25 protein-coding genes are annotated in these 26222 nt (G+C 38.3%); 23 read left to right on the top strand and 2 right to left on the bottom strand.

The window, feature by feature from the left end; translation table 11 throughout:
• The first annotated feature begins 42 nt into the window (after window positions 1-42).
• The 17 genes from HMPREF2813_RS07035 (at window position 43) to miaB (ending at window position 18671) form a co-directional block, all read left to right on the top strand.
• Entirely contained in the window at window positions 43-1698 is a 1656-nt protein-coding gene (locus tag HMPREF2813_RS07035) for a putative transporter (protein WP_014550621.1), read from the top strand.
• Between the two features lie 124 nt (window positions 1699-1822).
• Window positions 1823-2131, top strand: a complete 309-nt coding sequence (gene rsfS, locus HMPREF2813_RS07030; RefSeq protein WP_005635481.1) for a ribosome silencing factor — start codon at window positions 1823-1825, stop codon at window positions 2129-2131.
• 53 nt (window positions 2132-2184) lie between these two features.
• Window positions 2185-2652, top strand: coding sequence for a 23S rRNA (pseudouridine(1915)-N(3))-methyltransferase RlmH (gene rlmH / locus HMPREF2813_RS07025; protein ID WP_005649848.1), 468 nt, complete (start codon window positions 2185-2187; stop codon window positions 2650-2652).
• A 20-nt stretch (window positions 2653-2672) separates the two neighbouring features.
• Window positions 2673-4628 carry a penicillin-binding protein 2 gene (gene mrdA, locus HMPREF2813_RS07020; RefSeq protein ID WP_005649850.1) on the top strand — a complete coding sequence of 652 codons (1956 nt, stop codon included), beginning with the start codon at window positions 2673-2675 and terminating at the stop codon, window positions 4626-4628.
• Complete coding sequence (gene rodA / locus HMPREF2813_RS07015) at window positions 4618-5733, top strand: rod shape-determining protein RodA (protein WP_005687466.1); 1116 nt, start codon at window positions 4618-4620, stop codon at window positions 5731-5733. Before mrdA ends, rodA begins: the two co-directional genes overlap by 11 nt.
• Window positions 5734-5785: 52 nt before the next feature.
• Window positions 5786-6649 (top strand): septal ring lytic transglycosylase RlpA family protein, encoded by an 864-nt coding sequence (locus tag HMPREF2813_RS07010; RefSeq protein WP_014550622.1) that lies wholly within the window; start codon window positions 5786-5788, stop codon window positions 6647-6649.
• 15 nt (window positions 6650-6664) lie between these two features.
• The gene (locus HMPREF2813_RS07005) at window positions 6665-7846 is read left to right on the top strand and encodes a D-alanyl-D-alanine carboxypeptidase family protein (RefSeq protein WP_014550623.1); all 1182 of its coding nucleotides are present in this window, start codon (window positions 6665-6667) and stop codon (window positions 7844-7846) included.
• Window positions 7847-7901: 55 nt separating this feature from the next.
• Entirely contained in the window at window positions 7902-8180 is a 279-nt protein-coding gene (gene ybeD / locus HMPREF2813_RS07000; RefSeq protein WP_005649857.1) for a DUF493 family protein YbeD, read from the top strand.
• A gap of 1 nt (window position 8181) precedes the next feature.
• On the top strand, window positions 8182-8820 hold the full coding sequence (gene lipB, locus HMPREF2813_RS06995) for a lipoyl(octanoyl) transferase LipB (protein ID WP_005649858.1): 639 nt from the start codon (window positions 8182-8184) through the stop codon (window positions 8818-8820).
• A gap of 53 nt (window positions 8821-8873) precedes the next feature.
• Complete coding sequence (gene lipA / locus HMPREF2813_RS06990) at window positions 8874-9836, top strand: lipoyl synthase (protein ID WP_011961843.1); 963 nt, start codon at window positions 8874-8876, stop codon at window positions 9834-9836.
• A gap of 250 nt (window positions 9837-10086) precedes the next feature.
• Entirely contained in the window at window positions 10087-11094 is a 1008-nt protein-coding gene (gene citC / locus HMPREF2813_RS06985) for a [citrate (pro-3S)-lyase] ligase (protein ID WP_011961844.1), read from the top strand.
• Window positions 11095-11131: 37 nt separating this feature from the next.
• Window positions 11132-11419 carry a citrate lyase acyl carrier protein gene (gene citD, locus HMPREF2813_RS06980; RefSeq protein ID WP_011961845.1) on the top strand — a complete coding sequence of 96 codons (288 nt, stop codon included), beginning with the start codon at window positions 11132-11134 and terminating at the stop codon, window positions 11417-11419.
• On the top strand, window positions 11416-12291 hold the full coding sequence (citE, locus tag HMPREF2813_RS06975) for a citrate (pro-3S)-lyase subunit beta (RefSeq protein WP_011961846.1): 876 nt from the start codon (window positions 11416-11418) through the stop codon (window positions 12289-12291). Before citD ends, citE begins: the two co-directional genes overlap by 4 nt.
• A 14-nt stretch (window positions 12292-12305) precedes the next feature.
• The gene (citF, locus tag HMPREF2813_RS06970; RefSeq protein ID WP_014550625.1) at window positions 12306-13808 is read left to right on the top strand and encodes a citrate lyase subunit alpha; all 1503 of its coding nucleotides are present in this window, start codon (window positions 12306-12308) and stop codon (window positions 13806-13808) included.
• A gap of 180 nt (window positions 13809-13988) precedes the next feature.
• Window positions 13989-15386 (top strand): triphosphoribosyl-dephospho-CoA synthase CitG, encoded by a 1398-nt coding sequence (citG, locus tag HMPREF2813_RS06965; protein WP_005663296.1) that lies wholly within the window; start codon window positions 13989-13991, stop codon window positions 15384-15386.
• Window position 15387: 1 nt separating this feature from the next.
• Window positions 15388-16827: an anion permease gene (locus HMPREF2813_RS06960; RefSeq protein ID WP_005652640.1), complete on the top strand. Its 1440-nt coding sequence runs from the start codon at window positions 15388-15390 to the stop codon at window positions 16825-16827.
• Between the two features lie 419 nt (window positions 16828-17246).
• Entirely contained in the window at window positions 17247-18671 is a 1425-nt protein-coding gene (miaB, locus tag HMPREF2813_RS06955) for a tRNA (N6-isopentenyl adenosine(37)-C2)-methylthiotransferase MiaB (RefSeq protein ID WP_014550626.1), read from the top strand.
• A 69-nt stretch (window positions 18672-18740) separates the two neighbouring features.
• On the opposite strand, the gene ung is transcribed toward miaB, so the two are convergent.
• Window positions 18741-19400, bottom strand: coding sequence for a uracil-DNA glycosylase (gene ung / locus HMPREF2813_RS06950; RefSeq protein ID WP_014550627.1), 660 nt, complete (start codon window positions 19398-19400; stop codon window positions 18741-18743).
• 254 nt (window positions 19401-19654) lie between these two features.
• Between ung and grcA the strand changes: the two genes are divergently transcribed.
• From grcA to era, 5 genes are all read left to right on the top strand, one after another.
• The gene (grcA, locus tag HMPREF2813_RS06945; RefSeq protein WP_005628746.1) at window positions 19655-20038 is read left to right on the top strand and encodes an autonomous glycyl radical cofactor GrcA; all 384 of its coding nucleotides are present in this window, start codon (window positions 19655-19657) and stop codon (window positions 20036-20038) included.
• Between the two features lie 167 nt (window positions 20039-20205).
• Window positions 20206-22002: a translation elongation factor 4 gene (gene lepA / locus HMPREF2813_RS06940; protein WP_014550628.1), complete on the top strand. Its 1797-nt coding sequence runs from the start codon at window positions 20206-20208 to the stop codon at window positions 22000-22002.
• Window positions 22003-22010: 8 nt separating this feature from the next.
• Window positions 22011-23060 (top strand): signal peptidase I, encoded by a 1050-nt coding sequence (gene lepB, locus HMPREF2813_RS06935; RefSeq protein WP_014550629.1) that lies wholly within the window; start codon window positions 22011-22013, stop codon window positions 23058-23060.
• A gap of 1 nt (window position 23061) precedes the next feature.
• Entirely contained in the window at window positions 23062-23745 is a 684-nt protein-coding gene (gene rnc / locus HMPREF2813_RS06930; RefSeq protein WP_014550630.1) for a ribonuclease III, read from the top strand.
• Window positions 23742-24650 carry a GTPase Era gene (gene era / locus HMPREF2813_RS06925; RefSeq protein ID WP_014550631.1) on the top strand — a complete coding sequence of 303 codons (909 nt, stop codon included), beginning with the start codon at window positions 23742-23744 and terminating at the stop codon, window positions 24648-24650. Before rnc ends, era begins: the two co-directional genes overlap by 4 nt.
• A 67-nt stretch (window positions 24651-24717) precedes the next feature.
• On the opposite strand, the gene rsmC is transcribed toward era, so the two are convergent.
• Window positions 24718-25710, bottom strand: coding sequence for a 16S rRNA (guanine(1207)-N(2))-methyltransferase RsmC (gene rsmC, locus HMPREF2813_RS06920; protein ID WP_014550632.1), 993 nt, complete (start codon window positions 25708-25710; stop codon window positions 24718-24720).
• Between the two features lie 105 nt (window positions 25711-25815).
• On the opposite strand from rsmC, the gene holD reads away from it, so the two are divergent.
• Window positions 25816-26220: a DNA polymerase III subunit psi gene (holD, locus tag HMPREF2813_RS06915; RefSeq protein WP_014550633.1), complete on the top strand. Its 405-nt coding sequence runs from the start codon at window positions 25816-25818 to the stop codon at window positions 26218-26220.
• Window positions 26221-26222 lie beyond the last annotated feature (2 nt).

Raw genomic sequence — 26222 nt, 5'->3', positions numbered from 1 at the left:
ATATAATCCAAAGGAGTTAAATTTCATTTTTAAGGGGTCAATATGAGTGATATTGCGATCACGATTAGTCTTCTTGCCCTCGTCGCCGTAATCGGCTTATGGATCGGGCATTGGAAGATCCGCGGGGTTGGGCTTGGCATTGGTGGCGTGCTGTTTGGCGGCATTATTGTTGCCCATTTCACTGATCAATATGGCTTGAAACTGGATGCGCATACGCTGCATTTTGTGCAAGAATTTGGTTTGATTTTATTTGTTTATACTATTGGTATTCAGGTTGGGCCTGGCTTTTTTTCTTCTTTACGAAAATCTGGTTTAAAGCTAAATGCCTTTGCCATTTTGATTATTGTGCTGGGGTCAATTGCCGTGGTTCTTGTACATAAAATTGCGGATGTTCCACTGGATATTGCCTTAGGTATTTATTCTGGTGCTGTTACTAATACGCCTGCGTTGGGGGCAGGGCAGCAAATTTTAGCAGAATTAGGGGTGCCTCAAACCACTGTAACTATGGGGGTGTCTTATGCAATGGCTTATCCATTCGGGATTTGCGGTATTTTGCTTGCAATGTGGTTAATCCGCTTGTTTTTTAACGTCAAAGTGGACGATGAAGCTGCTCGTTTTAATGCGGAGAGCAGCCAAGATAAAGAAAGTTTACATAATATTTCTTTAAAAGTGACGAACCAAAATCTAGATGGTCTGACGTTAATTCAAATTCCGGGATTTAGCGATGAAGAAGTCGTATGTTCACGTTTAAAACACGATGATATGGAAATTGTTCCAAAGGCAAGTACTGAGATTCGTACCAACGATATTTTACAATTAGTGGGTGATGATAATTCGCTTGCTAAAATGCGTTTAATTATCGGACACGAAGTTGATGCACCAACCGTTGCCTATAGTGGCGAAATTCGTTCCGAGCGTGTGGTGGTAACGAATGAAAAAGTATTAGGCAAAAAGATCCGTGCGTTAGGCATTCATCAAAAATATGGGGTTGTAATTTCACGTTTAAATCGTGCAGGGATTGAGTTAGTTCCAACGGGAAATACCACACTGCAATTTGGCGATGTGCTACATATGGTTGGACGCAGTGATGTACTAAATCAGGCCATTTCAGTTATTGGTAACGCACAACAGAAATTACTTCAAGTGCAAATGTTACCAGTGTTTATCGGTATTGGTTTAGGGGTACTCGTTGGTTCGATTCCATTCTATATTCCAGGTTTCCCTGTTGCGTTAAAATTAGGGCTTGCTGGCGGGCCATTGGTGGTTGCGTTGATTTTAGCGAGAATTGGCACGATTGGTAAACTTTACTGGTTTATGCCACCAAGTGCTAACTTGGCATTGCGCGAAATTGGGATTGTTCTTTTCTTGGCGGTTGTTGGTTTAAAATCAGGTGGAAGTTTCTTTGATACTTTAGTGAATGGTTCGGGACTTGAATGGATGGGATACGGTATTTTTATCACTTTTGTGCCGTTGATTATTGTTGGGACTATAGCACGCTTATATGGAAAACTTAATTACCTCACAATATGCGGTTTACTTGCAGGTTCAATGACGGATCCTCCCGCTTTAGCATTTGCGAATGAAATTAAAGAAGATAACGGTGCTGCAGCACTTTCTTATGCAACTGTGTATCCATTGGTGATGTTCTTGCGAATAATGTCGCCACAGTTATTGGCAGTGTTATTATGGGCAGCATAGTAAAAATAATTTCAATTTAGACATAAAAAGCGCGGTTAATTTCGCGCTTATTTTTTGCGTGGATTTTGCGCAAGAGGGTATTCAATGATAGAATTCCGCACCTTTATTGCTAAGTGAGAACAAAATGGCGTTAGTTGAATTTTTGATGGAAACCTTAGATGGGTTAAAGGGAACAGATATTGTACATTTTGATGTACGTGGAAAATCCTCGATTACGGATAATATGATTATTTGCACGGGGACGTCGAGTCGCCAAGTTTCTGCAATGGCAGATAATTTAATTACAGAATGTAAAAAAGCAGGTTTTGAAACCTTTGGCGAAGAAGGTAAAAATACTGCAGATTGGATTGTGGTGGATCTTGGTCAAGCTATCGTACATATCATGCAACGTGACGCCCGTGAAATGTATCAATTAGAGAAACTTTGGGCGTAAATTTTAGTAAAGTGCGGTAAAAAATAACCGCACTTTTTAGATAAGGATGACTTGTGAAAATCACGTTAATTGCCGTCGGAACAAAAATGCCTTCTTGGGTTACAACGGGTTTTGAGGAATATCAACGCCGTTTCCCAAAAGATATGCCTTTTGAACTAATTGAAATCCCAGCAGGCAAGCGTGGAAAAAATGCTGATATTAAACGCATTTTAGAACAAGAAGGTAAAGCGATGTTAGCGGCCTGTGGAAAAGGCAAAGTCGTGACGTTAGATATTCCTGGTAAACCTTGGACGACGCCGCAGCTAGCTGAGCAACTAGAAGCGTGGAAAAATGATGGTCGCGATGTTTGTTTATTGATTGGTGGGCCTGAGGGGCTTTCGCCAGAATGCAAAGCTGCTGCAGAGCAAAGTTGGTCGCTTTCTCCCTTGACATTACCTCACCCGCTTGTTCGTGTCGTGGTGGCTGAAAGTTTGTATCGTGCGTGGTCGCTAACCACTAATCATCCTTATCATCGAGAATAATACATCCTTATTTTAGTCAGATGAATTTAAAAAAATTCTTCAATACACCAACGCACGAACCGTTCCGCGATAAAAAAGCGGAGCGTAACCTTTTTGCACGCCGAACGTTAGTGGCTTTTTTGGGGATTCTGCTCTTAACAGGCGTGTTATTCACCAATATTTATCAGCTACAGATTGTTAATTTCGATACTTACCAAACGCGTTCTAATGGTAACCGAATTAAATTATTACCTTTACCGCCAACACGTGGCTTAATCTATGATCGTTACGGCAAATTATTAGCCGAAAATCTTACTTTTTTTGGTTTATACATTGTGCCAGAAAAAACTGAAAATTTAGACCGCACTTTAGATGAATTACGCTATATTGTGGGATTGACGGATAACGATATTGAAAATTTTAAAAAGGAACGTCGCCGCGGAACGCGTTATACACCGATTTTATTAAAGCCGAATTTAACAGAAGAACAAATTTCACGCTTTGCGGTAAATGGCTACCAATACCCGAGCTTAGAGGTACGTCCTTATTTCAAACGCCATTATTTATATGGCGAAACAATGGCGCATATTTTGGGCTATGTAGGTAAAATGAATGATAAAGATGTAGAACGTTTGAAACGAGAGGATAAATTCGCGAATTATGCGGGAACGAACGATATTGGAAAATTGGGTATTGAACGTTATTACGAGGATATACTGCAAGGTACCACGGGTTTTGAAGAAGTAGAAATTAATAATCGCGGCAAAGTAATCCGCACTTTGCGTAGCCGACCTGCTGTGGCGGGAAAAAGTATTCATTTAACCATTGATTTGGCATTACAGCGTTATATTACTGAACTTTTATCGGGACTAAAAGGTGCTGTAGTTGTGCTTGATCCGAAGGATAGTAGTGTATTAGCGATGGTATCTACACCAAGTTATGATAATAATTTATTTGTTGATGGTATTTCCTCCGAAGATTATAAACGTTTATTAAATGATCTTGCTCGTCCACTTTATAGTCGTGCGACACAAGGTGCGTATCCGCCTGCTTCGACAGTCAAACCTTTTATTGCAGTAGCCGCACAAACTGAAAATGTGATTACACCAAACACAACGATTTTTGATCCGGGATATTGGGTATTACCTAATTCCACAAAACGTTTTCGTGATTGGAAAAAAACAGGCCACGGGGATACGGATTTGAATAAAGCGATTACTGAATCCTCTGATACTTATTTTTATCAAGTGGCTTATAATATGGGTATTGATCGCCTTTCTAATTGGATGAAGGATTTTGGTTTTGGTATGCCAACGGGGATTGAAATTCAAGAAGAAACGGCTGCCAATATACCAACTCGAGAATGGAAACAAAAACGTTATAAACGCCCTTGGGTGCAAGGCGATACGATTTCGGTTGGGATTGGTCAAGGTTATTGGACGGCAACACCACTACAAGTAGCAAAAGCGACGACAATATTGGTCAATAATGGCAAAGTAAATACACCGCATTTGATGAAAGCAATTGAAGGTGCAGTATTAGAGCCTTATGAAGATCCGTTACTTTATCCTGATATTAACACACCTAAAGTGGCAGCTTGGGAGGCAGCGAAACGCGGTATGTACAATGTTGTTAATGCTGCAAATGGAACTGGGCGAAAAGCCTTTGCAGATGCAAATTATCGTGTTGCAGGGAAATCTGGCACTGCACAAGTGTTTAGTTTAAAGGAAAATGAAAAATATAATACGGCAGGCTTAAAAAAAGAATTGCATGATCACGCTTGGTTTACCGCTTACGCCCCTTATGATAATCCTAAATTAGTTGTAACAGTGATTTTAGAAAATGCAGGTGGTGGTTCAAGTAATGCCGCACCCTTAGCACGTAAAGTGATGGATTACTATTTAAATCAGCGTTTACCACAAGTTGAAAAATATAATGTACCTATTCAGCAAAAAAAAGATTTGTCACAAGAGAGCGAACAAATAAATGGAAGATAAAATCCCTTTTTGGTTGCGTGTTTGGCAACGTTTGCATATTGATTTTTGGCTGTTTATCGGACTTCTTGCAATAACTGCTTATGGTATGCTGGTGTTATATAGTGCATCAGGTGCCAGCGAAACGATGTTTAATAGCCGAATTATTCAGGTCTTACTTGGATTTATTGTTATGCTGTTAATGGCTCAATTTCCACCAAGATTTTACCAACGCATCGCACCTTATCTTTATTTAATTGGTTTTGTGTTATTGATCTTGGTAGATGTTATTGGTACGACAAGTAAAGGTGCACAGCGTTGGCTTGATCTTGGATTTATTCGTTTTCAACCCTCTGAAATTGTAAAACTTGCTGTGCCATTAATGGTGGCGGTGTATTTAGGTAATCGTCCGCTTCCACCTAAATTAAGTGAAACATTTATAGCGATTGCAATGATTCTACTGCCAACATTGCTTGTGGCGATTCAGCCTGATTTAGGCACAGCAATTTTGGTCAGTGCGTCAGGTTTATTTGTCGTGTTTTTAGCAGGAATGAGCTGGTGGCTTATTTTAGCTGCAGTGATTGGCTTAGCTGGATTTATTCCGATCATGTGGTTATATCTAATGCACGATTATCAACGCACTCGCGTTCTCACATTATTGGACCCAGAAAAAGATCCTCTCGGTGCTGGCTATCATATTTTACAATCAAAGATTGCGATTGGTTCTGGTGGATTAAGCGGAAAAGGCTGGATGCAGGGGACTCAATCACAATTAGAATTTTTGCCCGAACCTCATACAGATTTTATTTTTGCGGTAATGGGTGAAGAGCACGGAATGATTGGTTTTTTGATTTTAATGGCGATTTACTTGTTTATTATTGTGCGAGGTTTAATGATTGCCGTAAATGCTCAAACTTCTTTTGGGCGTATTCTTGCTGGTGCAACAACATTAATTTTCTTTGTTTATGTATTTGTGAATATTGGAATGGTAAGCGGAATTTTGCCTGTTGTGGGTGTGCCATTACCTTTATTTAGTTATGGTGGTACCTCTTATGTTGCGATTATGGCAAGTTTTGGTTTACTGATGTCTATTCATACGCATAAAAGTCAATTTATGAAAAGGAGCTAATTTCATTTTTTTCTTTCTTAAAGAAAGAATAAATGAAAAGCGTTAATATTTTATGAAATTAAAAACTGGGTTAAATTTGACCGTACTTTTGCTATTTATGATAAGTGTAGCTTTTCCTGTGCAGGCTGATACGCAAAAAATGTATGGTATTCGAGGGGATAATCTTTCTATCGCAACTCAAATGCCTGCACCAAGGACTTATTCAGTAAAAGGGCAAACTTATACCACTAAAAGTGGGAATGAAGCCAAATCTTATATTAAAGAAGGTTTAGCAAGTTATTATCATCTTAAATTTGATGGGCGCAAAACAGCAAGTGGCGATGTTTATAACTCAAAACAATTTACTGCAGCACATAAAACATTGCCAATAAATTCTTATGCTTTAGTGACAAATTTACATAACAATCGTAAAGTTATCGTACGTATTAATGATCGTGGGCCTTTTAGTGATAAACGTTTAATTGATCTTTCACACGCTGCGGCAAAAGAAATTGGCTTAATTTCCCGTGGCATAGGGCAGGTAAGAATTGAGGCGTTGCACGTTGCTAAAAATGGGAATTTATCAGGCGCAGCCACAAAAACACTGGCTAAACAAGCAAAAACTCAGGAAGCTGTCGATCGTTTAGTATTAAAATCTAACACACTTTTTGATAGCGCATCTAAGTCAATAAATGCTCTAAAAGGAACCGAATTTTACCGTTTGAAAATGCTTGAATTAACCTCTCGTAGCCAAGCAAATAAATTAATTACGCAACTTGCGTTAGCGAATATTCAGACTGAAGTGAATAGGGCAGGAAATAAATATGAAATTTATATTGGGCCTTTTGATAATAAAGCACAAATGGCACAAGTGAGAACCAAATTACAAAAAATGGCAGTAAACAAGCCACTAATTGTTTACACATATAAAAATTAATTGTAGGAACACACTATGTTGAAAAGAACAACAAAAATCGCATTTTTATCAAGTTTTGTGGCACTTAGTGCTTTTTCGGTATTTGCAGAGGATATGCAGTTTGGCGTAACTCCACCACAAATTACGGCTCAAACGTATGTATTGATGGATTATAATTCAGGTGCAATTTTGACCGCACTTAATCCAGATCAACGTCAATATCCAGCATCACTGACTAAAATGATGACAAGTTATGTAGTTGGTGTCGCATTAAAACAAGGCAAAATCCATAATACCGATATGGTTACCATTGGTGAAAGTGCGTGGGGGCGTAATTTCCCTGATTCATCAAAAATGTTTTTAGATTTAAATACACAAGTATCTGTAGCAGACTTAAATCGAGGTGTGATTGTTGTTTCTGGTAATGATGCGACTGTTGCATTAGCTGAACATATTTCTGGCAATGTACCGAACTTTGTAGAAACAATGAATAAATATGTTCAACAATTTGGTTTGAAAAATACAAATTTCACCACGCCCCATGGTTTAGACGATCCAAATCAATATTCTTCCGCGCGTGATATGGCAATTATTGGTGCACATATTATTCGTGATTTACCTGAAGAATATAAAATTTACTCCGAAAAAGACTTTACATTTAATAAAATCAAACAAGCTAACCGTAATGGACTATTATGGGATAAAACTATCAATGTTGATGGAATGAAGACAGGGCATACTAGCCAAGCAGGATATAACTTAGTCGCTTCAGCGACTACATCAAACAATATGCGTTTAATTTCTGTAGTAATGGGTGTGCCAACTTACAAAGGTCGTGAAGTAGAAAGTAAGAAACTTTTACAATGGGGTTTTGCTAATTTCGAAACATTTAAAACTTTAGAGGCTGGTAAAGAAATTTCAGAACAAAGGGTTTATTATGGTGATAAAAATTCAGTAAAACTTGGTGCTTTCATGGATCACTTTATTACGATACCTAAAGGTAAACAAAGTGAGGTTAAAGCTCGTTATGAATTAGCAGATAAAAATTTACAAGCACCATTAGCAAAAGGTCAAGTGATTGGTAAAGTGGTTTATCAACTGGATGGTAAGGATATTGCAAGTGCCAATTTACAAGTGATGAATGATGTGGGAGAAGCGGGTATTTTTGGTAAACTATGGGATTGGTTAGTATTGACTGTGAAAGGGTTATTTTCATAAAAACAAGTTGAAAATTGACCGCACTTTTTGATTTATTTTATTTTTAGGAAAGAAAATGACAATAGAAAACGATTATGCAAAACTCAAGGAATTAATGGAATTTCCAGCAAAAATGACTTTTAAAGTTGCGGGAATTAATCGAGAAGGGTTAGCACAAGATCTTATACAAGTGGTGCAAAAATATATTAAAGGCGATTATATTCCAAAAGAAAAGCGCAGTAGTAAAGGCACTTATAATTCAGTTTCAATTGATATTATTGCTGAAAACTTTGATCAGGTAGAAACACTCTATAAAGAACTGGCTAAAGTTGAAGGCGTGAAAATGGTTATTTAGTATGAACAATTCCCTTATCGTTCGTCAGTTAGGATTGCAAGATTATCAAGAAATTTGGCACAAAATGCAGGATTTTACTGATACTCGAAATGCTGAAACGCAAGACGAAATTTGGTTAGTACAACATTATCCTGTTTTTACACAAGGGCAAGCAGGTAAACCAGAGCATCTTTTACAACGTAGTGAAATCCCTGTGGTGCAATCGGATCGTGGTGGGCAAATTACCTATCACGCACCCGGTCAGCAAGTGATGTATGTGCTTATTGACATTAAACGCCATAAAAACTTAAATGTACGTCAATTAGTTACCGCACTTGAACAAACGGTGGTTAAAACTTTGGCTGAATATGGCATTGAAAGCTATCCAAAGCCTGATGCGCCAGGTGTTTATGTGGATGGAAAAAAGATTTGTTCTCTTGGATTACGTATTCGTCGTGGTTGCTCTTTTCACGGGTTAGCATTGAATATTAATATGGATCTTAATCCTTTCCATTATATTAATCCTTGTGGGTATGCAGGGCTTGAAATGTGTCAGTTAGCGGATTTTGTTAATCAAGATGAAGCTGATTGCGATAATGTTTCAGCAAAATTAATTAAACACTTCGCCGATCTTTTAGGCTATAATATAACAACTTTATAACATTTTATAAAAACTAAATGCCCAATTTGGGCATTTTTATTTAGGAAAATACTATGTCTACGCCTTTCAAAATGGAACGCGGTGTAAAATATCGCGATGCGGCAAAAACCTCAATTATTCCCGTAAAAAATATCGATCCTAATCAAGATTTATTAAAAAAACCAGAATGGATGAAAATTAAACTTCCAGCAAGTTCAGCTAAAATTGAAAGCATTAAAAATGGAATGCGCCGTCACGGATTACATTCTGTTTGTGAGGAAGCATCTTGTCCAAATTTACACGAATGTTTTAATCATGGCACAGCCACTTTTATGATTTTAGGTGCAATTTGTACGCGCCGTTGCCCATTCTGTGATGTGGCTCACGGTAAACCATTACCGCCAGATCCTGAAGAGCCACAAAAATTGGCAGAAACGATTCAAGATATGAAACTTAAATATGTGGTAATCACATCAGTGGATCGTGATGACTTGCCTGATCGTGGTGCTGGTCATTTTTCTGAATGTGTAAAAGCTGTGCGTGAGCTTAATCCTAACATTAAGATTGAAATTTTAGTGCCTGATTTTCGTGGTCGCGTTACACAGGCTTTAGAAAAATTAAAAGATAATCCGCCAGATGTTTTTAACCATAATTTAGAAAACGTACCGCGCTTATATAAAGAAATTCGTCCAGGTGCGGATTACGGATGGTCACTTAAATTATTGCGTGAATTCAAAGAAATGTTCCCAAATATCCCAACCAAATCTGGTTTAATGGTTGGGTTAGGCGAAACCAACGAGGAAATTTTGCAAGTGATGCAAGATTTACGTGATAACGGTGTGACTATGCTCACGTTGGGTCAATATCTTCAACCTAGCCGTCATCATTTGCCTGTTGCCCGTTATGTGCCGCCAACTGAATTTGATGAATTCCGTGATAAAGCCAATGAAATGGGCTTTGAACATGCGGCTTGTGGGCCATTTGTTCGTTCTTCTTATCACGCTGATTTACAAGCCAGTGGCGGATTAGTGAAATAATTTAAAATTCCGCTAAATTAAACCGCACTTTTTGCTTCTTACAAAAGTGCGGTTTATTTTTACAACTCAGAATAACCGCCAATATTGCCTATAAATTATTCAATGTATAATGCAGTGTGAAGATAATATTAGATTATAAAGTTGGGAAAAATATGAGCTTATCTTGTATCGTAATTTGCTCATCGCTTATAATAGCTCTACACTACTAACTTGGTAGTGATGTTATGTTTTCTTCTTTTTTGGAGAGTCGATGCAATTTGAGCGAATTTCTACTGAACAAAAAAAACTTTCTCTCATTCAGACATTTTTACATCAAAATGCGCTTAAATTAGATGAACAAATCGAGTATTTTGTTGTTGGCTATAATGATAACGAACAAATCGTTGTCTGTGGCGGTTTAGCAGGCAATATCATAAAATGTGTTGCGATTGATGAGTCTTTGCGTGGTAGCGGTGTTGCCTTGCAATTAATTACTGAATTGGTTGATTTAGCTTACACGCTAAAACGCCCACACCTTTTTATTTATACAAAACCCGAATATGCAACGTTGTTCAAATCTTGTGGTTTTTATATCATCTCTGATGCCAATCCTTATGTAGTATTGTTAGAAAATAGTGCTACGCGTTTACAAAAACAATGCTCATTATGGGAGAAAATGCGTGTGGATGGTAATCGAATTGGCTCGATTGTAATGAACGCGAATCCATTTACCTTAGGTCATCGTTATTTAATTGAGCAAGCATTACAACAATGTGATCATCTGCATTTATTTATTGTCGGTGAAGACGCATCGCAATTTTCTTACACTGAACGATTTGAAATGATTAAACAAGGTATTTTCGATTTATCCAATATCACTCTTCATTCTGGCTCTGACTATATTATTTCTCGTGCAACATTTCCAAATTATTTCCTAAAAGATCAATTAATTACAGATGAAAGTTATTTTGAGATTGATCTGAAGTTATTCCGTTTACATATTGCTCAAGCTTTGGGAATAACACATCGCTTTGTTGGTACTGAGCTAAATTGTCCCGTCACTGCCGAATATAATCGCCAAATGCATTATTGGTTAATGGATGCCGAAATGAATGCACCAAAAATAAATGTTATCGAGATACCTAGAAAAACAGCAAGCAACCACATTATTTCTGCTTCTACAGTACGAAAGCATTTGGCTGAAAAAAATTGGACTCAACTCGCAGAGCTTGTGCCTATGACTACGTTAAATTATTTACAAAAGTGCGGTCGTTTTTAAATACATTTTTATTCATCAATATACGGAAGGAAAATCTATGAAAATAACAAAAGTAGCCGTTGCAGGGACACTGGAATCCAGTGATGTTCAAGTACGGGTTCAACCTTTTGATTCACTCGATATTGAAATCAATAGCTCAGTAGCAAAACAATTTGGTGAGCAAATTGAAGCGACAGTTCGTGAAGTATTAGCAAAACTAGGCATTACAGCAGCACAAGTCATTGTAGAAGACAAAGGGGCGTTAGATTGCGTGTTACAAGCTCGAGTAAAAACTGCTGCAATGCGTGCAACTGATGAAACGATTAACTGGGAGGCTGTGCTATGAAATTAAGAAGAAGTATGTTATTTGTGCCGGGCTCAAATGCCGCCATGTTAAGTAATAGCTTTATTTATAAACCAGATTCCATTATGTTTGACTTAGAAGATGCGGTTGCGCTCAAAGAAAAAGATTCTGCTCGTTTATTAGTCGCTCATGCACTTCAACATTCGCTTTATAAAGAAATTGAGACCGTAGTTCGTGTTAATCCGCTAGATTCTGAATTTGGTTTATTGGATTTGAATTCGGTAGTGCGTGCGGGTGTGGATGTGGTACGTATGCCAAAAACTGAAAGCGCGCAAGATGTGTTGGATATGGATCACGCCATTACTGAGATTGAGAAAGCCTGCGGTCGAGAAGCAGGTTCGACTAAAATGCTAGCAGCCATCGAATCGCCATTAGGTATCACTCAAGCCAACCAAATCGCTTTCGCTTCTAAACGTTTAATTGGTATCGCATTGGGTGCAGAGGATTACGTACGTAACTTAAAAACCGAGCGTTCACCAGAGGGGATTGAACTGCTTTTTGCTCGTTGTTCTATTTTACAAGCGGCACGTGCGGCTGGCATTCAGGCTTTTGATACCGTATATTCTAACGCGAACAATGAAGAAGGCTTCTTAAAAGAGGCTGCGTTAATTAAACAGCTTGGTTTTGACGGTAAATCCTTAATCAACCCACGCCAAATTGAATTGTTACACAACTTATTTGCACCGACACAAAAAGACGTGGAGCAGGCAAAACGCATTATTGAAGCGGCAGCAGAAGCTGAACGACAAGGGGCTGGTGTTGTTTCGTTAAACGGTAAAATGATTGACGCACCGATTATTGATCGCGCAAAACTTGTATTAGAACGTGCGAAATCAGGTATTCGTGAAGAGTAAAGGGAGATAAAAAGATGACAACAAGAGAACAACGTATTGAAAAATATCACGCTGATCGCTCAGTCTATCAAGCGGTGCCTAAATCTGAATCCCTTTCTCGTACAGCGAAAGATCGCAAACTTTGTACCTCTCTAGAAGAAGCGATTAAACGCTCTGGCTTAAAAGATGGTATGACTGTTTCATTTCATCATGCTTTTCGGGGCGGAGATTTTGTGGTGAATATGGTGATGAATAAAATTGCCGAAATGGGTTTCAAAAATCTGACCCTTGCATCTTCATCTTTAATTGATAGCCACTTCCCGATTGTCGAATATATCAAAAATGGCGTGGTCACCAAAATCTATTCTTCTGGTTTACGCGGTGAACTTGCAGAGCAAATCTCTCGTGGTTTATTGAATGAACCTGTAAATATTCATTCTCATGGTGGACGTGTTCACTTAGTAAAATCTGGCGAATTAAAAATTGACGTTGCTTTTTTAGGCGTGCCTTGCTGTGACACATTCGGTAATGCCAATGGATTTACTGGAAAAAGTAAATGCGGCTCTCTAGGCTATGCGCGTGTCGATGCTGAATATGCTGACAAAGTTGTGTTGCTCACAGAGGAATTTGTTGAATACCCGCACTACCCAATCAGCATAGCTCAAGATCAAGTAGATTTAATCGTGCAAGTTGAAGCAGTCGGTGACCCGAAAAAAATTGGTGGTGGTGCAACCCGAATGACTACCAATCCACGCGAATTACTCATTGCGCGTAAATGTGCAGAAGTAATTTTTGCCAGTGGTTATTTTAAAGATGGCTTCTCATTACAAACTGGTTCTGGGGGGGCAGCATTAGCTGTTACACGCTTTCTAGAAGAAAAAATGCGTCGTGAAAATATCACTGCAGATTTCGCACTTGGCGGAATTACTGCAAGTATGGTGGCATTACATGAGACTGGTCTTATTAAAAAATTATTAGATGTACAAAGCTTTGATTCTGTTGCAGCTGAATCACTTGCCCGTAACCCAAATCATATTGAAGTCTCCGCTAACCAATATGCGAATTACAGTTCCAAAGGCGCATCTGTTGAACGTTTAGATATGGTGATTCTTTCTGCTTTAGAAATCGACACTAAATTTAACGTGAATGTATTGACTGGCTCTGACGGTGTGATTCGCGGTGCATCTGGTGGTCATTGTGATACCGCAGCTTCTGCACAAGTAGCAATCATTGTGGCACCATTAGTTCGTGGTCGTATTCCAACCGTGGTGGAAAACGTGATTACCTGTGTAACACCTGGTGAAAACGTCGATATTCTCGTTACCGATCATGGTGTAGCAGTAAATCCTAAACGTCCAGATTTGATTGAAGCTTTAAGCAAAACAGACATTCCATTGTTTACTATTGAACAACTTTGTGAACGTGCTTACAGCATTACTGGTAAACCAAAAGAAATTGAGTTTACTAATAAACCTGTGGCTGTTGTTCGTTATCGTGATGGTTCGGTGATTGATACGGTGTATCAAGTTAAAGACTAGAATCAGCATTACAAGCGATCTACTTTCAATAGCCAAAATTAACTCTTGTCTTCCCATGATTATCAGGAAAGGAGCCCAAAGAGTTGAAAGGGACTCAATTAGCTCTTTCAGCTTTCGCCAGCACCATATAAATGGAAAGAGTTAAGAAAATTTATTTTTATACAAAAGAGCGGTCAAATTTTGCAGCATTTTTTTACGACATTCTCTACAGAGGGTTCAAAAATTTCACTTGAAGCATTGCTTAATGCTCGAGAGGAACGTGCAATTTTACAACAACAGCTTATAACACAATATGGACAAACCTTACTTTGCATCACTTTAACTGCTGTGGGTGGAGTAAAAAAAAATGCTTTGTTGGATTATGTTTTTACAAAAGCTCTAGAAAATCTGACCGCACTTTTTACTCAGTTAAACATCACAGCAGTAAAAGAAATAGTCCGTCCGTTAGAAACGGGGCATGAAGCCTATTTTGTATTACCGATAGATGCTCGTACGCTAAAAGTGCTGATGATTGAATTGGAAGAAAGTATTCCTCTTGCTCGTTTGTGGGATTTAGATGTGTTTAATGCTAAAGGCAATCTACTGAGTCGTACAGATTTTGATCTTTCTCCAAGAACTTGTTTAGTGTGCGGAGAAAATGCAAAAATCTGTGCGAGAACCCGCAAGCACGAGATTGATGAGATTGTAGATAAAATTCAATCTCTCGCACAGAATCATGATTTCGCAGAACATATTGGTGAACAAGTTTATCTGGCATTAATACAAGAGGCTCGCTTATCGCCAAAACCTGGTTTAGTGGATGCCATCAATAACGGTTCGCACAAAGATATGAACCTACATACTTTTGAGCAAAGTGCGATTAGTTTAAAACCTTTTTTTACGCAGTTTGTTCTCAAAGGCATGATGACCGCGCATTTGTCTGAAAATCAAATTCTCGCTGAAATTCGTCCTTTAGGTTTATTAGCAGAAAAAGCAATGTTTAAAGTTACTGATGGCGTAAACACCCACAAAGGTGCTATTTTTTCTTTTGGTTTAGTGTGTACGGCAATTGGACGATTATTGGCACAAAAAAGTTTGGTTCAAAGTGCGGTAGATTTTGATGTTAAATTAATCTGCTCACTTGTTGCACAATTTACTCAAGGTTTAACGGATGAACTGAAAAATTATCCTGAACACTTGCCTAGTACGGCTGGAGTGCGTTTATTCCAAAAATATGGCTTAACAGGTGTCCGTGGCGAAGCAGAAAATGGTTTTAATCTCATTCAAACGTTGTTGCCACAATTTGATGAGTACCATCAGTTAGAATGGGAACATCGTTTACTGATTTTGTTATTGAATTTAATGGCAATTAACTCCGACACTAACGTGGTTCATCGAGGTGGTTTAGCGGGATTGCATTTCATACAGCAAACAGCACAGGATCTGCTTACAGATCAACACCTTGTGACAGATAAAACAGCACTGACACAAGCATTAATGAAATTTGATACCGCCTGCATTGAACGTAATTTAAGTTCGGGCGGTAGTGCTGATTTATTAGCACTAACAATTTTCTTTTTATCATTTAGAGGTAATTAATATGGCATTATCCAAAAATACAAAACTGGTGATTTTAATGGCTATCCCATTGATCACTTTCTTACTACCTGCTCCTGATGGGCTTTCTTTGATTGCTTGGCGATTACTTGGTGTTTATATCGCCACTATCGTTGGGCTTGTGCTTAAACCTTATGGCGAGCCCGTTATCTTATTGGCTGCAATTGCAGTTTCTGGCGTTATCATCGGTAATACTGAAGGGGCGAAAGAATTGGTTAAAGTCGGCAATATGTTGGATGGTTATAAATCTGGCACAACATGGCTTATTTTTACCGCATTCACTTTGAGTTCAGCATTTGTAATCACAGGTCTAGGTAAACGTATCGCCTATCATATGATCGGTGCAATGGGTAGCACAACCCTACGCTTAGGCTATGTTACCATGTTCTTAGATCTTTTACTCTCGCCAGCAACGCCCTCTAACACCGCGCGTTCAGGTGGGATTATCTTTCCAATCATTAATAGCGTAGTGGTTGCTCTTGGTTCAGATCCAGAAAAAAGCCCGAAAAAAGCAGGGCGTTATTTGATGATGAACGTATATATGGTGGTTAAAACTACCTCTTATATTTTCTTAACCGCAATGGCTCCTAATGCCTTAGCTCTTTCATTAATGGCACCAATTCTTGGTTTTGAAACCACTTGGATCAAATGGTTCTTAGCTGCATCCGTACCCGGCTTACTCTGCTTATTCTTAATTCCGTTAATTTGTTATTGGGTATCTCCACCAGAATTGAAAAAAGTGGATAATAAAGCCATTGCGAAAAAAGGCTTAGAAGAATTAGGTCCAATGTCTTTTCGTGAAAAAGCACTCAGCGTGTTATTCGTAATTGCATTATTCGGCTGGATTTTCTCTAATTCACTTCATATCAATGCTACCATTGTTGCAATCATTGTAATGGTGCTTTGTATTGTATTAAGTATCGTCACCTGGGACGATATCTTAAAAAGCAAAGGCGCATGGAATACCCTAGTATGGTATGGTGGTATCATCGGTATGTCTGGCTTGCTTGAAAAATCTGGCTTTTTCAAATGGTTAGCAAACACCTTAAGTACCATACTTCAGTTTGAGGGGCATGGTATGATGGCGTTAATAGTGATTCTTACCTTAAGTGTCTCTGTACGTTATTTATTCGCATCAGGCGGTGCATATGTAGCTGCAATGGTACCCGTATTTGCAACAGTCGGACATGTAACAGGCGCTCCTACTGAATTGCTTGCTCTAGGCTTAGTCTTTGCTAATTCTTATGGTGGTTCAGTAACTCACTACGGAGGCGGACCAGGTCCAATTGCATTCGGTGCTGGTTATAATGATATAAAATCTTGGTGGATTACTGGCGCGATCATTGCTTTTGGTAGTTTAATTATCCATCTAACTATCGGTATGGCATGGTGGAAATTATTAATGAGTTTAGGCTGGTTATAAGCTAATCTTTTTTAAATTTAACTGCTATTTTGACGGTGTAGTAGACAAAGTAGTTGATTATAAATATATGCTTGCGTTTTCACTAAAAAGTGAGCTCTATTTAATTTAAGGATTAAGTCCTGTAATCTACAGGGCTTAATCCTTTTGGTTTACCTTGAATATACACATCGTTGTAATCGCGATAAGCTAGTATTTCCTTTAATTTTATGAACTAATATTTACCTCATACTGCATTATATCTTGAGTATATTTATGAATATCTTATTTTTTTAATGATTTACAAGCCTTTCTAGCTTATCAAAATATTCTGTTTAGTGTCTTTCACCGAATATTCACTAGCCAGAATTAGCGCAAGCCTGTAGAATAGCCCATTGCTTTATTTAACTAATTATTTATAACACCTAACGATATTGTAGAAAATGACTCAAAAATTACATATTAAAACTTGGGGCTGCCAGATGAACGAATACGATTCATCTAAAATGGCCGATCTTTTATTAAGCACCCACGGATTAGAACTCACGGAAGCACCTGAAGAAGCAGACGTATTATTATTGAATACCTGTTCTATTCGTGAAAAAGCACAAGAAAAAGTGTTTCATCAACTTGGACGTTGGAAAGAATTAAAGAAAAATAATCCAAATTTAGTGATTGGCGTGGGCGGCTGTGTGGCTTCTCAAGAAGGGGAACATATTCGCCATCGTGCGCCTTATGTGGATATTATTTTTGGCCCACAAACTTTACATCGTCTGCCTGAAATGATTAATCAAATTCGTGGTGGTAAAAGTTCTGTGGTTGATGTGAGTTTCCCTGAAATTGAGAAATTTGACCGCTTACCTGAACCTCGCGCAGAAGGCCCAACGGCATTTGTTTCCATTATGGAGGGTTGTAATAAATACTGTACTTTCTGTGTTGTGCCTTATACTCGAGGGGAAGAAGTTAGTCGTCCTGTAGATGATGTGTTATTTGAAATCGCACAACTTGCGGATCAAGGTGTGCGAGAGGTTAATTTGCTTGGTCAAAACGTGAATGCTTATCGTGGCCCAACGCACGATGGTCAAATTTGTAGCTTTGCTGAACTGCTTCGTCTTGTTGCATCAATTGATGGTATTGACCGTTTACGTTTCACAACCAGTCATCCAATAGAATTTACAAATGATATCATTGATGTGTATCGTGACACGCCTGAATTAGTGAGTTTCTTGCATCTTCCAGTGCAAGCAGGATCTGACCGTGTATTAACGATGATGAAACGTGGTCATACCGCATTAGAATATAAATCTATTATTCGTAAACTTCGTGCTGTGCGTCCAGATATTCAAATCAGCTCTGACTTTATTGTTGGTTTCCCAGGGGAAACTGCGGAAGATTTTGAGCAAACTATGAATTTGATTGCACAAGTGAACTTTGATATGAGCTTCAGTTTTGTGTATTCTGCCCGACCAGGTACGCCTGCTGCAGATATGCCAGATGATGTGACGGAAGATGAAAAGAAACAGCGTCTTTATGTGCTACAAGAGCGTATTAATCAACAAGCCGCACAATTTAGTCGTCGTATGCTTGGCACAGAGCAGCGCGTGTTAGTTGAAGGGCCATCGAAGAAGGATATTATGGAATTAACAGGACGCACTGAAACAAATCGTATTGTTAATTTCCAAGGTTCTCCAGAAATGATCGGTAAGTTTGTGGATGTAAAAATTACTGATGTTTATACCAATTCTCTACGCGGCGAAGTGGTGCGTACTGAAGATGAAATGGGATTACGTATTGCACAATCGCCACAAGAAGTGATGAATCGCACGCGTAAAGAAGATGAATTAGGCGTAGGGCGTTATCACGGCTAATTAAAATGCTGAAATATTCAACCGCACTTTGAGAGATTAAAGTGCGGTTATTTTTTAGAGATATATGGTTTAGATTTGCCAATCAATTGGTTTCATTCCATTGCTTTTCAAATATGAATTTGTTTTGGAAAAATGATGACAGCCAAAGAAACCTCGATGGGCTGAAAGTGGGGAAGGGTGCGGAGCCGTTAAAACAAGGTGACGAGTGCGGTCAATAATTTGTCCTTTTTTTTGTGCGTGACTGCCCCAAAGTAAAAACACCAGTTTTTCACGATGTTCATTAAGCACTGCAATAACTTTATCTGTAAACCTTTCCCAACCTAAATTGGCGTGTGAATGTGCCATACCTCGTTCCACGGTAAGCACTGTGTTAAGTAGCAATACCCCTTGTTCTGCCCATTTGACTAAATAACCATTTGATGGCATTTGGAATCCCGAAATATCTTGTGTGAGTTCTTTATACATATTTAATAGGGAAGGGGGAATTGCTACTTCAGGTTTTACTGAAAAAGCCAATCCATGAGCTTGGTTTGGTCCATGATAAGGATCCTGACCTAAAATCACCACTTTTACATCTTCAAAAGCGGTATATTTGAATGCATTAAATACCTCTTCTTGTGGTGGATAAATTGTTTTCCCGTTTGCTCTTGCAAGATGAACTTGTTGTAGAGCGTGTTGAAAGTAAGGTTGTTCTTTTTCTTTTCCGATAACGTCTGTCCAGTTTTTCATTATTCTATCCTATTAATAAGTTTTTATTCATTATAAACAAAAACACTCATTCAATAAAAAGTTAAATTAATGTTAAATTATTGATATAAATTTTATTTAAAAATTAATAAATTTTAATTTAGATCAAATTTATAAAAATTAATTAAAAAAATAACCTGCTCTTTATCAAATAAATCTAAAATAATTTGAAATATTAAAATGATTTGATAAAATTTGTACAGTTTTATTATTTTCGTGCCAATTAGGAGGCTATTATGATTAAAGGTATTCAAATTACTCAAGCGGCAAATGACAATTTGCTTAATTCATTCTGGTTATTAGACAGCGAAAAAAATGAAGCGCGTTGCTTATGTGCAAAAGGCGAATTTGCTGAAGACCAAGTTGTTGCAGTGAGCGAATTAGGTCAAATCGAATATCGTGAATTACCAGTAAACGTCGCACCAACTGTTAAAGTTGAAGGTGGCCAACATTTAAACGTGAACGTATTACGTCGTGAAACGTTAGAAGATGCGGTAAACAATCCAGATAAATATCCACAATTAACTATCCGTGTTTCTGGTTACGCAGTACGTTTCAACTCTTTAACGCCAGAACAACAACGCGACGTTATCACTCGTACTTTTACTGAAAGCTTATAATTTCATTTTGAATGAAAAAAGAAACCCCGAAGTCATTCGGGGTTTTGTTTTATCTAAAAAGTTTGAAAATTTGACCGCACTTTTCCTTTTCATCTATAGCGATTTACATGCTTTTCAGGTAGAATCCGCCAGTTAAATTTAATGATTTTTGAGAAAAACTATCTTTTATGAAGAATATTCGTAACTTTTCTATTATTGCCCATATTGACCACGGTAAATCGACCCTTTCTGACCGTTTGATTCAAACTTGTGGTGGCCTTTCGGATCGTGAAATGGAAGCGCAAGTGCTAGATTCAATGGATCTTGAGCGTGAGCGTGGAATTACCATCAAAGCACAAAGTGTTACCTTAAATTATAAAGCCAAAGATGGCGAAACTTATCAATTAAACTTTATCGATACCCCAGGACACGTGGACTTTTCTTATGAAGTGTCTCGCTCTCTTGCTGCTTGTGAAGGGGCATTGTTAGTTGTGGATGCAGGACAAGGAGTCGAAGCCCAAACTCTGGCAAACTGTTATACTGCAATCGAAATGGATTTAGAAGTAGTACCGATTTTAAATAAAATCGACTTGCCTGCTGCAGATCCTGAACGCGTAGCGGAAGAAATTGAAGATATTGTTGGAATTGATGCGATGGAAGCGGTTCGATGCTCTGCTAAAACAGGTGTCGGTATCGAAGATGTATTAGAAGAAATCGTGGCAAAAATTCCTGCACCAGAAGGCGATCCTAATGCGCCATTACAAGCATTGATTATTGATTCTTGGTTCGATAACTATTTGGGCGTGGTATCTTTAGTGCGTATTAAAAACGGGGTATTACGTAAAGGCGATAAAATTAAAGTGATGTCCACAGGACAAGCTTACAATGTAGATCGTTTAGGGATTTTCACGCCAAAACAAGTGGATACGACAGTATTAAATACTGGCGAAGTAGGTTGGGTTGTCTGTGCAATTAAAGATATTCTAGGTGCGCCAGTGGGCGATACCTTAACCCATCAACATAATTCTGCAACTGAAGTGTTGCCGGGCTTTAAAAAAGTAAAACCACAGGTTTATGCTGGGCTTTTTCCTGTAAGTTCTGATGATTATGAAGCGTTTCGTGATGCGCTTGGCAAATTAAGTTTAAACGATGCATCACTTTTCTATGAACCAGAAACTTCGACCGCACTTGGTTTTGGTTTCCGTTGTGGTTTCCTTGGACTTCTACATATGGAAATCATTCAAGAGCGTCTAGAGCGTGAGTATGATTTAGATCTTATCACAACTGCGCCAACGGTAATTTACGAAGTGCAATTAACGAATGGCGAGGTTGTTTATGTGGATAGTCCTGCAAAATTGCCTCCACTTAATAATATTGCTGAAATTCGCGAGCCAATCGCAGAATGTAATATGCTGGTGCCGCAAGAATATTTAGGTAACGTTATTACCCTTTGCGTTGAAAAACGTGGCGTGCAAACCAATATGGTATATCACGGTAATCAGATCGCACTGACTTATGAAATTCCAATGGGCGAAGTGGTTTTAGACTTCTTTGACCGTTTAAAATCAACATCGCGTGGTTATGCTTCGTTAGATTACGGTTTTAAACGTTTCCAAGCGGCAGATATGGTTCGCGTGGATATTATGATTAACAGCGAGCGAGTGGATGCGTTGGCTTTAATCGTTCATAAAGATAATGCACAATATCGTGGTCGTGAATTGGTTGAAAAAATGCGTGAATTAATTCCTCGTCAGCAATTTGATATCGCGATTCAAGCAGCGATTGGTAACCACATTATTGTGCGTTCAACCGTAAAACAATTACGTAAAAACGTATTAGCAAAATGTTATGGTGGTGACGTGAGCCGTAAGAAAAAACTCTTACAGAAGCAGAAAGAAGGGAAAAAACGTATGAAGTCTTTAGGTAACGTAGAAGTGCCGCAAGAGGCGTTTTTAGCAATTTTACACGTAGGAAAAGATAAATAAGGAAAATTATGTCAAATTTATTTTTTGTGATTTTATTGGCTGTGGGTTTTGGTGTGTGGAAAGTATTAGATTATTTTCAGCTGCCAAATACTTTTAGTATTTTGTTACTAATTTTGACCGCACTTTCTGGCGTATTATGGTGTTATCATCGTTTTGTGGTGCTGCCAAAACGTCATCGTCAAGTCGCACGTGCAGAACAACGTTCTGGTAAAACCTTAAGTGAGGAAGATAAAGCCAAAATTGAGCCGATTTCTGAGGCTTCAGAATTTTTATCTTCACTCTTTCCTGTGCTTGCAGTGGTATTTTTGGTTCGTTCTTTTTTGTTTGAACCGTTTCAAATTCCCTCTGGCTCAATGGAATCCACCTTACGTGTTGGCGATTTTTTAGTTGTGAATAAATATGCTTATGGTGTGAAAGATCCGATTTTCCAAAACACCATTATTGCAGGCGAAAAACCACAACGTGGCGATGTGATTGTGTTTAAAGCACCACAACAAGCGTTAATTCGTACTGGTCTTGGTGCAACACGAGCGGCTTTTGCAGAAAATTTAGCGTTAAGTTCAAAAGATAATATGTCTGGTGTTGATTATATTAAACGTATTGTTGGAAAGGGCGGAGACCGCATAATTTTTGATGTGGAACAAAAAACATTAAAAATTGTATATGGTAAAGAAGGTAAACCTTGTGAAATTGATTGCGAGACCAAGGCGTTTGAATATTCACAAAATCCAACAAATCCTGCTTTTCCTAATGAATTAGAATTGACTGAAAAAGGCGATGTAACACATAACGTGCTAATTAGTGAATATCGTCGTTATTCAGGCCCTGAATTTTTCCCACAAGAGGGAATGCAAACTGCAGAATGGCTTGTGCCAGAGGGGCAGTATTTTGTGATGGGGGATCATCGCGATCACAGCGATGATAGTCGTTTCTGGGGCTTTGTGCCTGAAAAAAATATTGTGGGGAAAGCCACTTATATTTGGATGAGCTTAGAAAAAGAAGCGAATGAATGGCCAACAGGTTTCCGTTTTGATCGTTTCTTTACAGCAATAAAATAAGATGAATCATTTAGATCGACTTGAGCGTAAAATCGGCTATCGTTTTAATGATATTGCGCTCTTAAAGCTGGCACTTACGCATCGAAGTGCGGCAACTCAACATAATGAACGCCTAGAATTCCTAGGCGATTCCATTCTTAATTTCACTATCGCTGAAGCACTTTATCATCAGTTTCCACGTTGTAATGAAGGAGAACTGAGCCGTATGCGTGCTACTTTGGTACGCGAACCCACTTTAGCGATTTTAGCGCGCCAATTTGAATTAGGCGATTATATGTCGCTTGGTTCTGGCGAGCTAAAGAACGGTGGTTTTCGCCGTGAATCTATTCTTGCCGATTGTGTAGAAGCGATTATTGGCGCAATGTCTTTGGATCAAGGATTGGCTGTGACGACCCAAGTGATACGAAATTGGTATCAACAGTTATTGGCAGAAATTAAACCAGGCGATAATCAAAAAGATGCGAAAACGCGTTTACAAGAATATTTACAAGGCAAACATTTGCCATTGCCAACTTATGAAGTGGTAAATATTCAAGGGGAAGCCCATTGCCAAATTTTCACTGTTGAATGCAAAGTGAAAAGTGCGGAGAAAATTGACCGCACTTTTGTGGCAAAAGGATCTAGCCGTCGTAAAGCTGAACAAGCGGCAGCAGAACAAATTTTAAAAGAACTGGACATCAAATGACCGAACAATTCGACAAAACCTATTGCGGCTTTATTGCTATCGTAGGTCGCCCAAATGTGGGTAAATCAACGCTCTTAAATAAAATTTTAGGACAAAAAATTTCAATTACATCACGTAAAGCACAAACCACCCGTCACCGCATTGTTGGGATTAAAACTGAAGGTGCGTATCAAGAAATCTATGTGGATACTCCAGGACTTCATATTGAAGAGAAGCGTGCGATTAACCGTTTAATGAACCGTGCAGCAAGTAGTGCTATCGGCGATGTTGATTTAATTATTTTTGTCGTAGATGGTACACATTGGAATGCAGATGATGAGATGGTGCTAAACAAACTACGTAATGCAAAAGCACCCGTTGTGCTTGCTATCAACAAAGTAGATAACATCAAAAATAAAGATGATTTGTTACCGTTTATTACAGATCTTAGCGGTAAATTTAACTTTGCTCACATTGTGCCAATTTCTGCACAGCGTGGTAATAATATTCATGAATTAGAGAAAATTGTACGCCAATCTTTACGCGAAGGTGTGCATCATTTTCCAGAAGATTATGTCACAGACCGTTCGCAACGTTTTATGGCATCGGAAATAATCCGTGAAAAATTAATGCGTTTTACCGGTGAAGAATTGCCTTACTCTGTTACTGTTGAAATTGAACAATTTAAAGTGAATGAACGTGGCACTTATGAAATCAATGGCTTAATTCTCGTTGAACGTGAAGGTCAGAAAAAAATGGTAATTGGTGCGGGCGGTCAAAAAATTAAAACTATTGGTATGGAAGCGCGTGCTGATATGGAACGTTTATTTGATAACAAAGTTCACCTCGAACTTTGGGTGAAAGTGAAGTCAGGTTGGGCAGATGATGAACGTGCATTGCGTAGTTTAGGATATATGGATGAATAAAGTGCGGTGAAATCCATAAGTAATAAATAGAAAAATCCCCATTATTGCGATGGGGATTTTTTTGTTTCTAATTTTTCACTGAATACACTTTAAATTTTCCTGTTTGAGCAAGAATTTCGTAATCACCGAAATGTTGTCTAAGTAATTCGGGATAAGGCAAAAATGCATTGGCGACAATGCGTAATTCTCCACCTTGATTGAGGTGCCATTTTGCTTGAGTGATGAGTTCTGTCACTGCTCGGTAGGCAGTATCAATACCATCATGGAATGGTGGATTTGAAATGATCAAATCAAATTTTCCTTCTATATCAGAAAAGACATCACTGGCGTAAACCTCGCCTTGTAATTGATTTTCAGAAAGTGTTTTATGCGCTGATTCTAACGCCATCGCATGAATATCAGTCATGGTAATTTGTGCGTTAGTAGAGCTTTTTTTTATCACAGAGCCAATTACTCCCGCCCCACAGCCAAGATCGAGTACTTTTCCTTTTATTTTATTATCAATGGTTGAAAGTAACAGTTCTGTGCCCGTATCTAATTCCGCTGCACTAAATACACCAGGTAAACTATATATAGTTAAGTCTTGTATCGTAGGATGTTGGTAGGTTTTCCAGAAATTTTTAAGTTCAAAGTGCGGTTTATTTTGGAGTGAAAAATGATATAAACCGCAACGACGAGCAGAGTCAATTTTTGCTATTTCTCCATAGGGTGCTAATGTTTTTTCTACTGAACGCACGCCACAACGGTTTTCACCAATAATTAATATTTCTTGACCAATAGATGCTTGAGCTAATAGTTGAATCAGTTGGAAATTGACTTCTTGTTTGTTTTTAGTCCAATAATAAACGATTAAATCGGCTTGACCTTGAAATTCAACGGAAAAATTGACCGCACTTTGTGTTCTTGCATAGTCAAAATAGCAACTCCAAATTTGGATTGATGAGCATTTAGAGGCTAATGTTTGAGGAAAATTATCAGAAATACCGCCAGCAAATAATACCGATTTACCATCAAAAAATGAAAGATGGCGTTCTAAAACTTGGCTCTCTAGATAAATCACGCTTTGAATCCTGTGGGTTATTAGTTAAAATTATGCGTCATTTTAGCAAAGATTAATAAAAGAAATTAACACTATTTTTCAAGCAACGTTTTTAAAAATTCACTTATGAACAGACGCGATCTTCTTTTACAAGAAATGGGGATTTCCCAGTGGACATTATATCGCCCCGAGGTGCTGCAAGGTTCCGTAGGAATTAGTGTGGCAGAGAATATTCGCTTTATCACTGTTTCCGATGAGAATATCAGTAGCTCGCCTTTGTTGGCTGATGTGCTGTTAAGCCTTGATCTTAAAAAAGAAAATTGCTTATGTTTGAATTACGATCAAATCCAGCATATGGAATGTAAGCAGCCTATTCGTTATTGGTTACTATCAGAAAATAGCGACCAAATTGACCGCACTTTAGCATTTTGTGTGCAGGCAGAGCAGGTTTATCGCTCGCCAAGTTGGCAGCAATTTCAATCTAATCATCAAGCCAAACGAGCGTTATGGCAACAAATTCAGCAGTCTTAATT

Source organism: Haemophilus sp. HMSC066A11 (assembly GCF_001811665.1).
GTDB lineage: Bacteria > Pseudomonadota > Gammaproteobacteria > Enterobacterales > Pasteurellaceae > Haemophilus > Haemophilus influenzae.
This window is presented reverse-complemented; position numbering and strand designations above follow the sequence as displayed.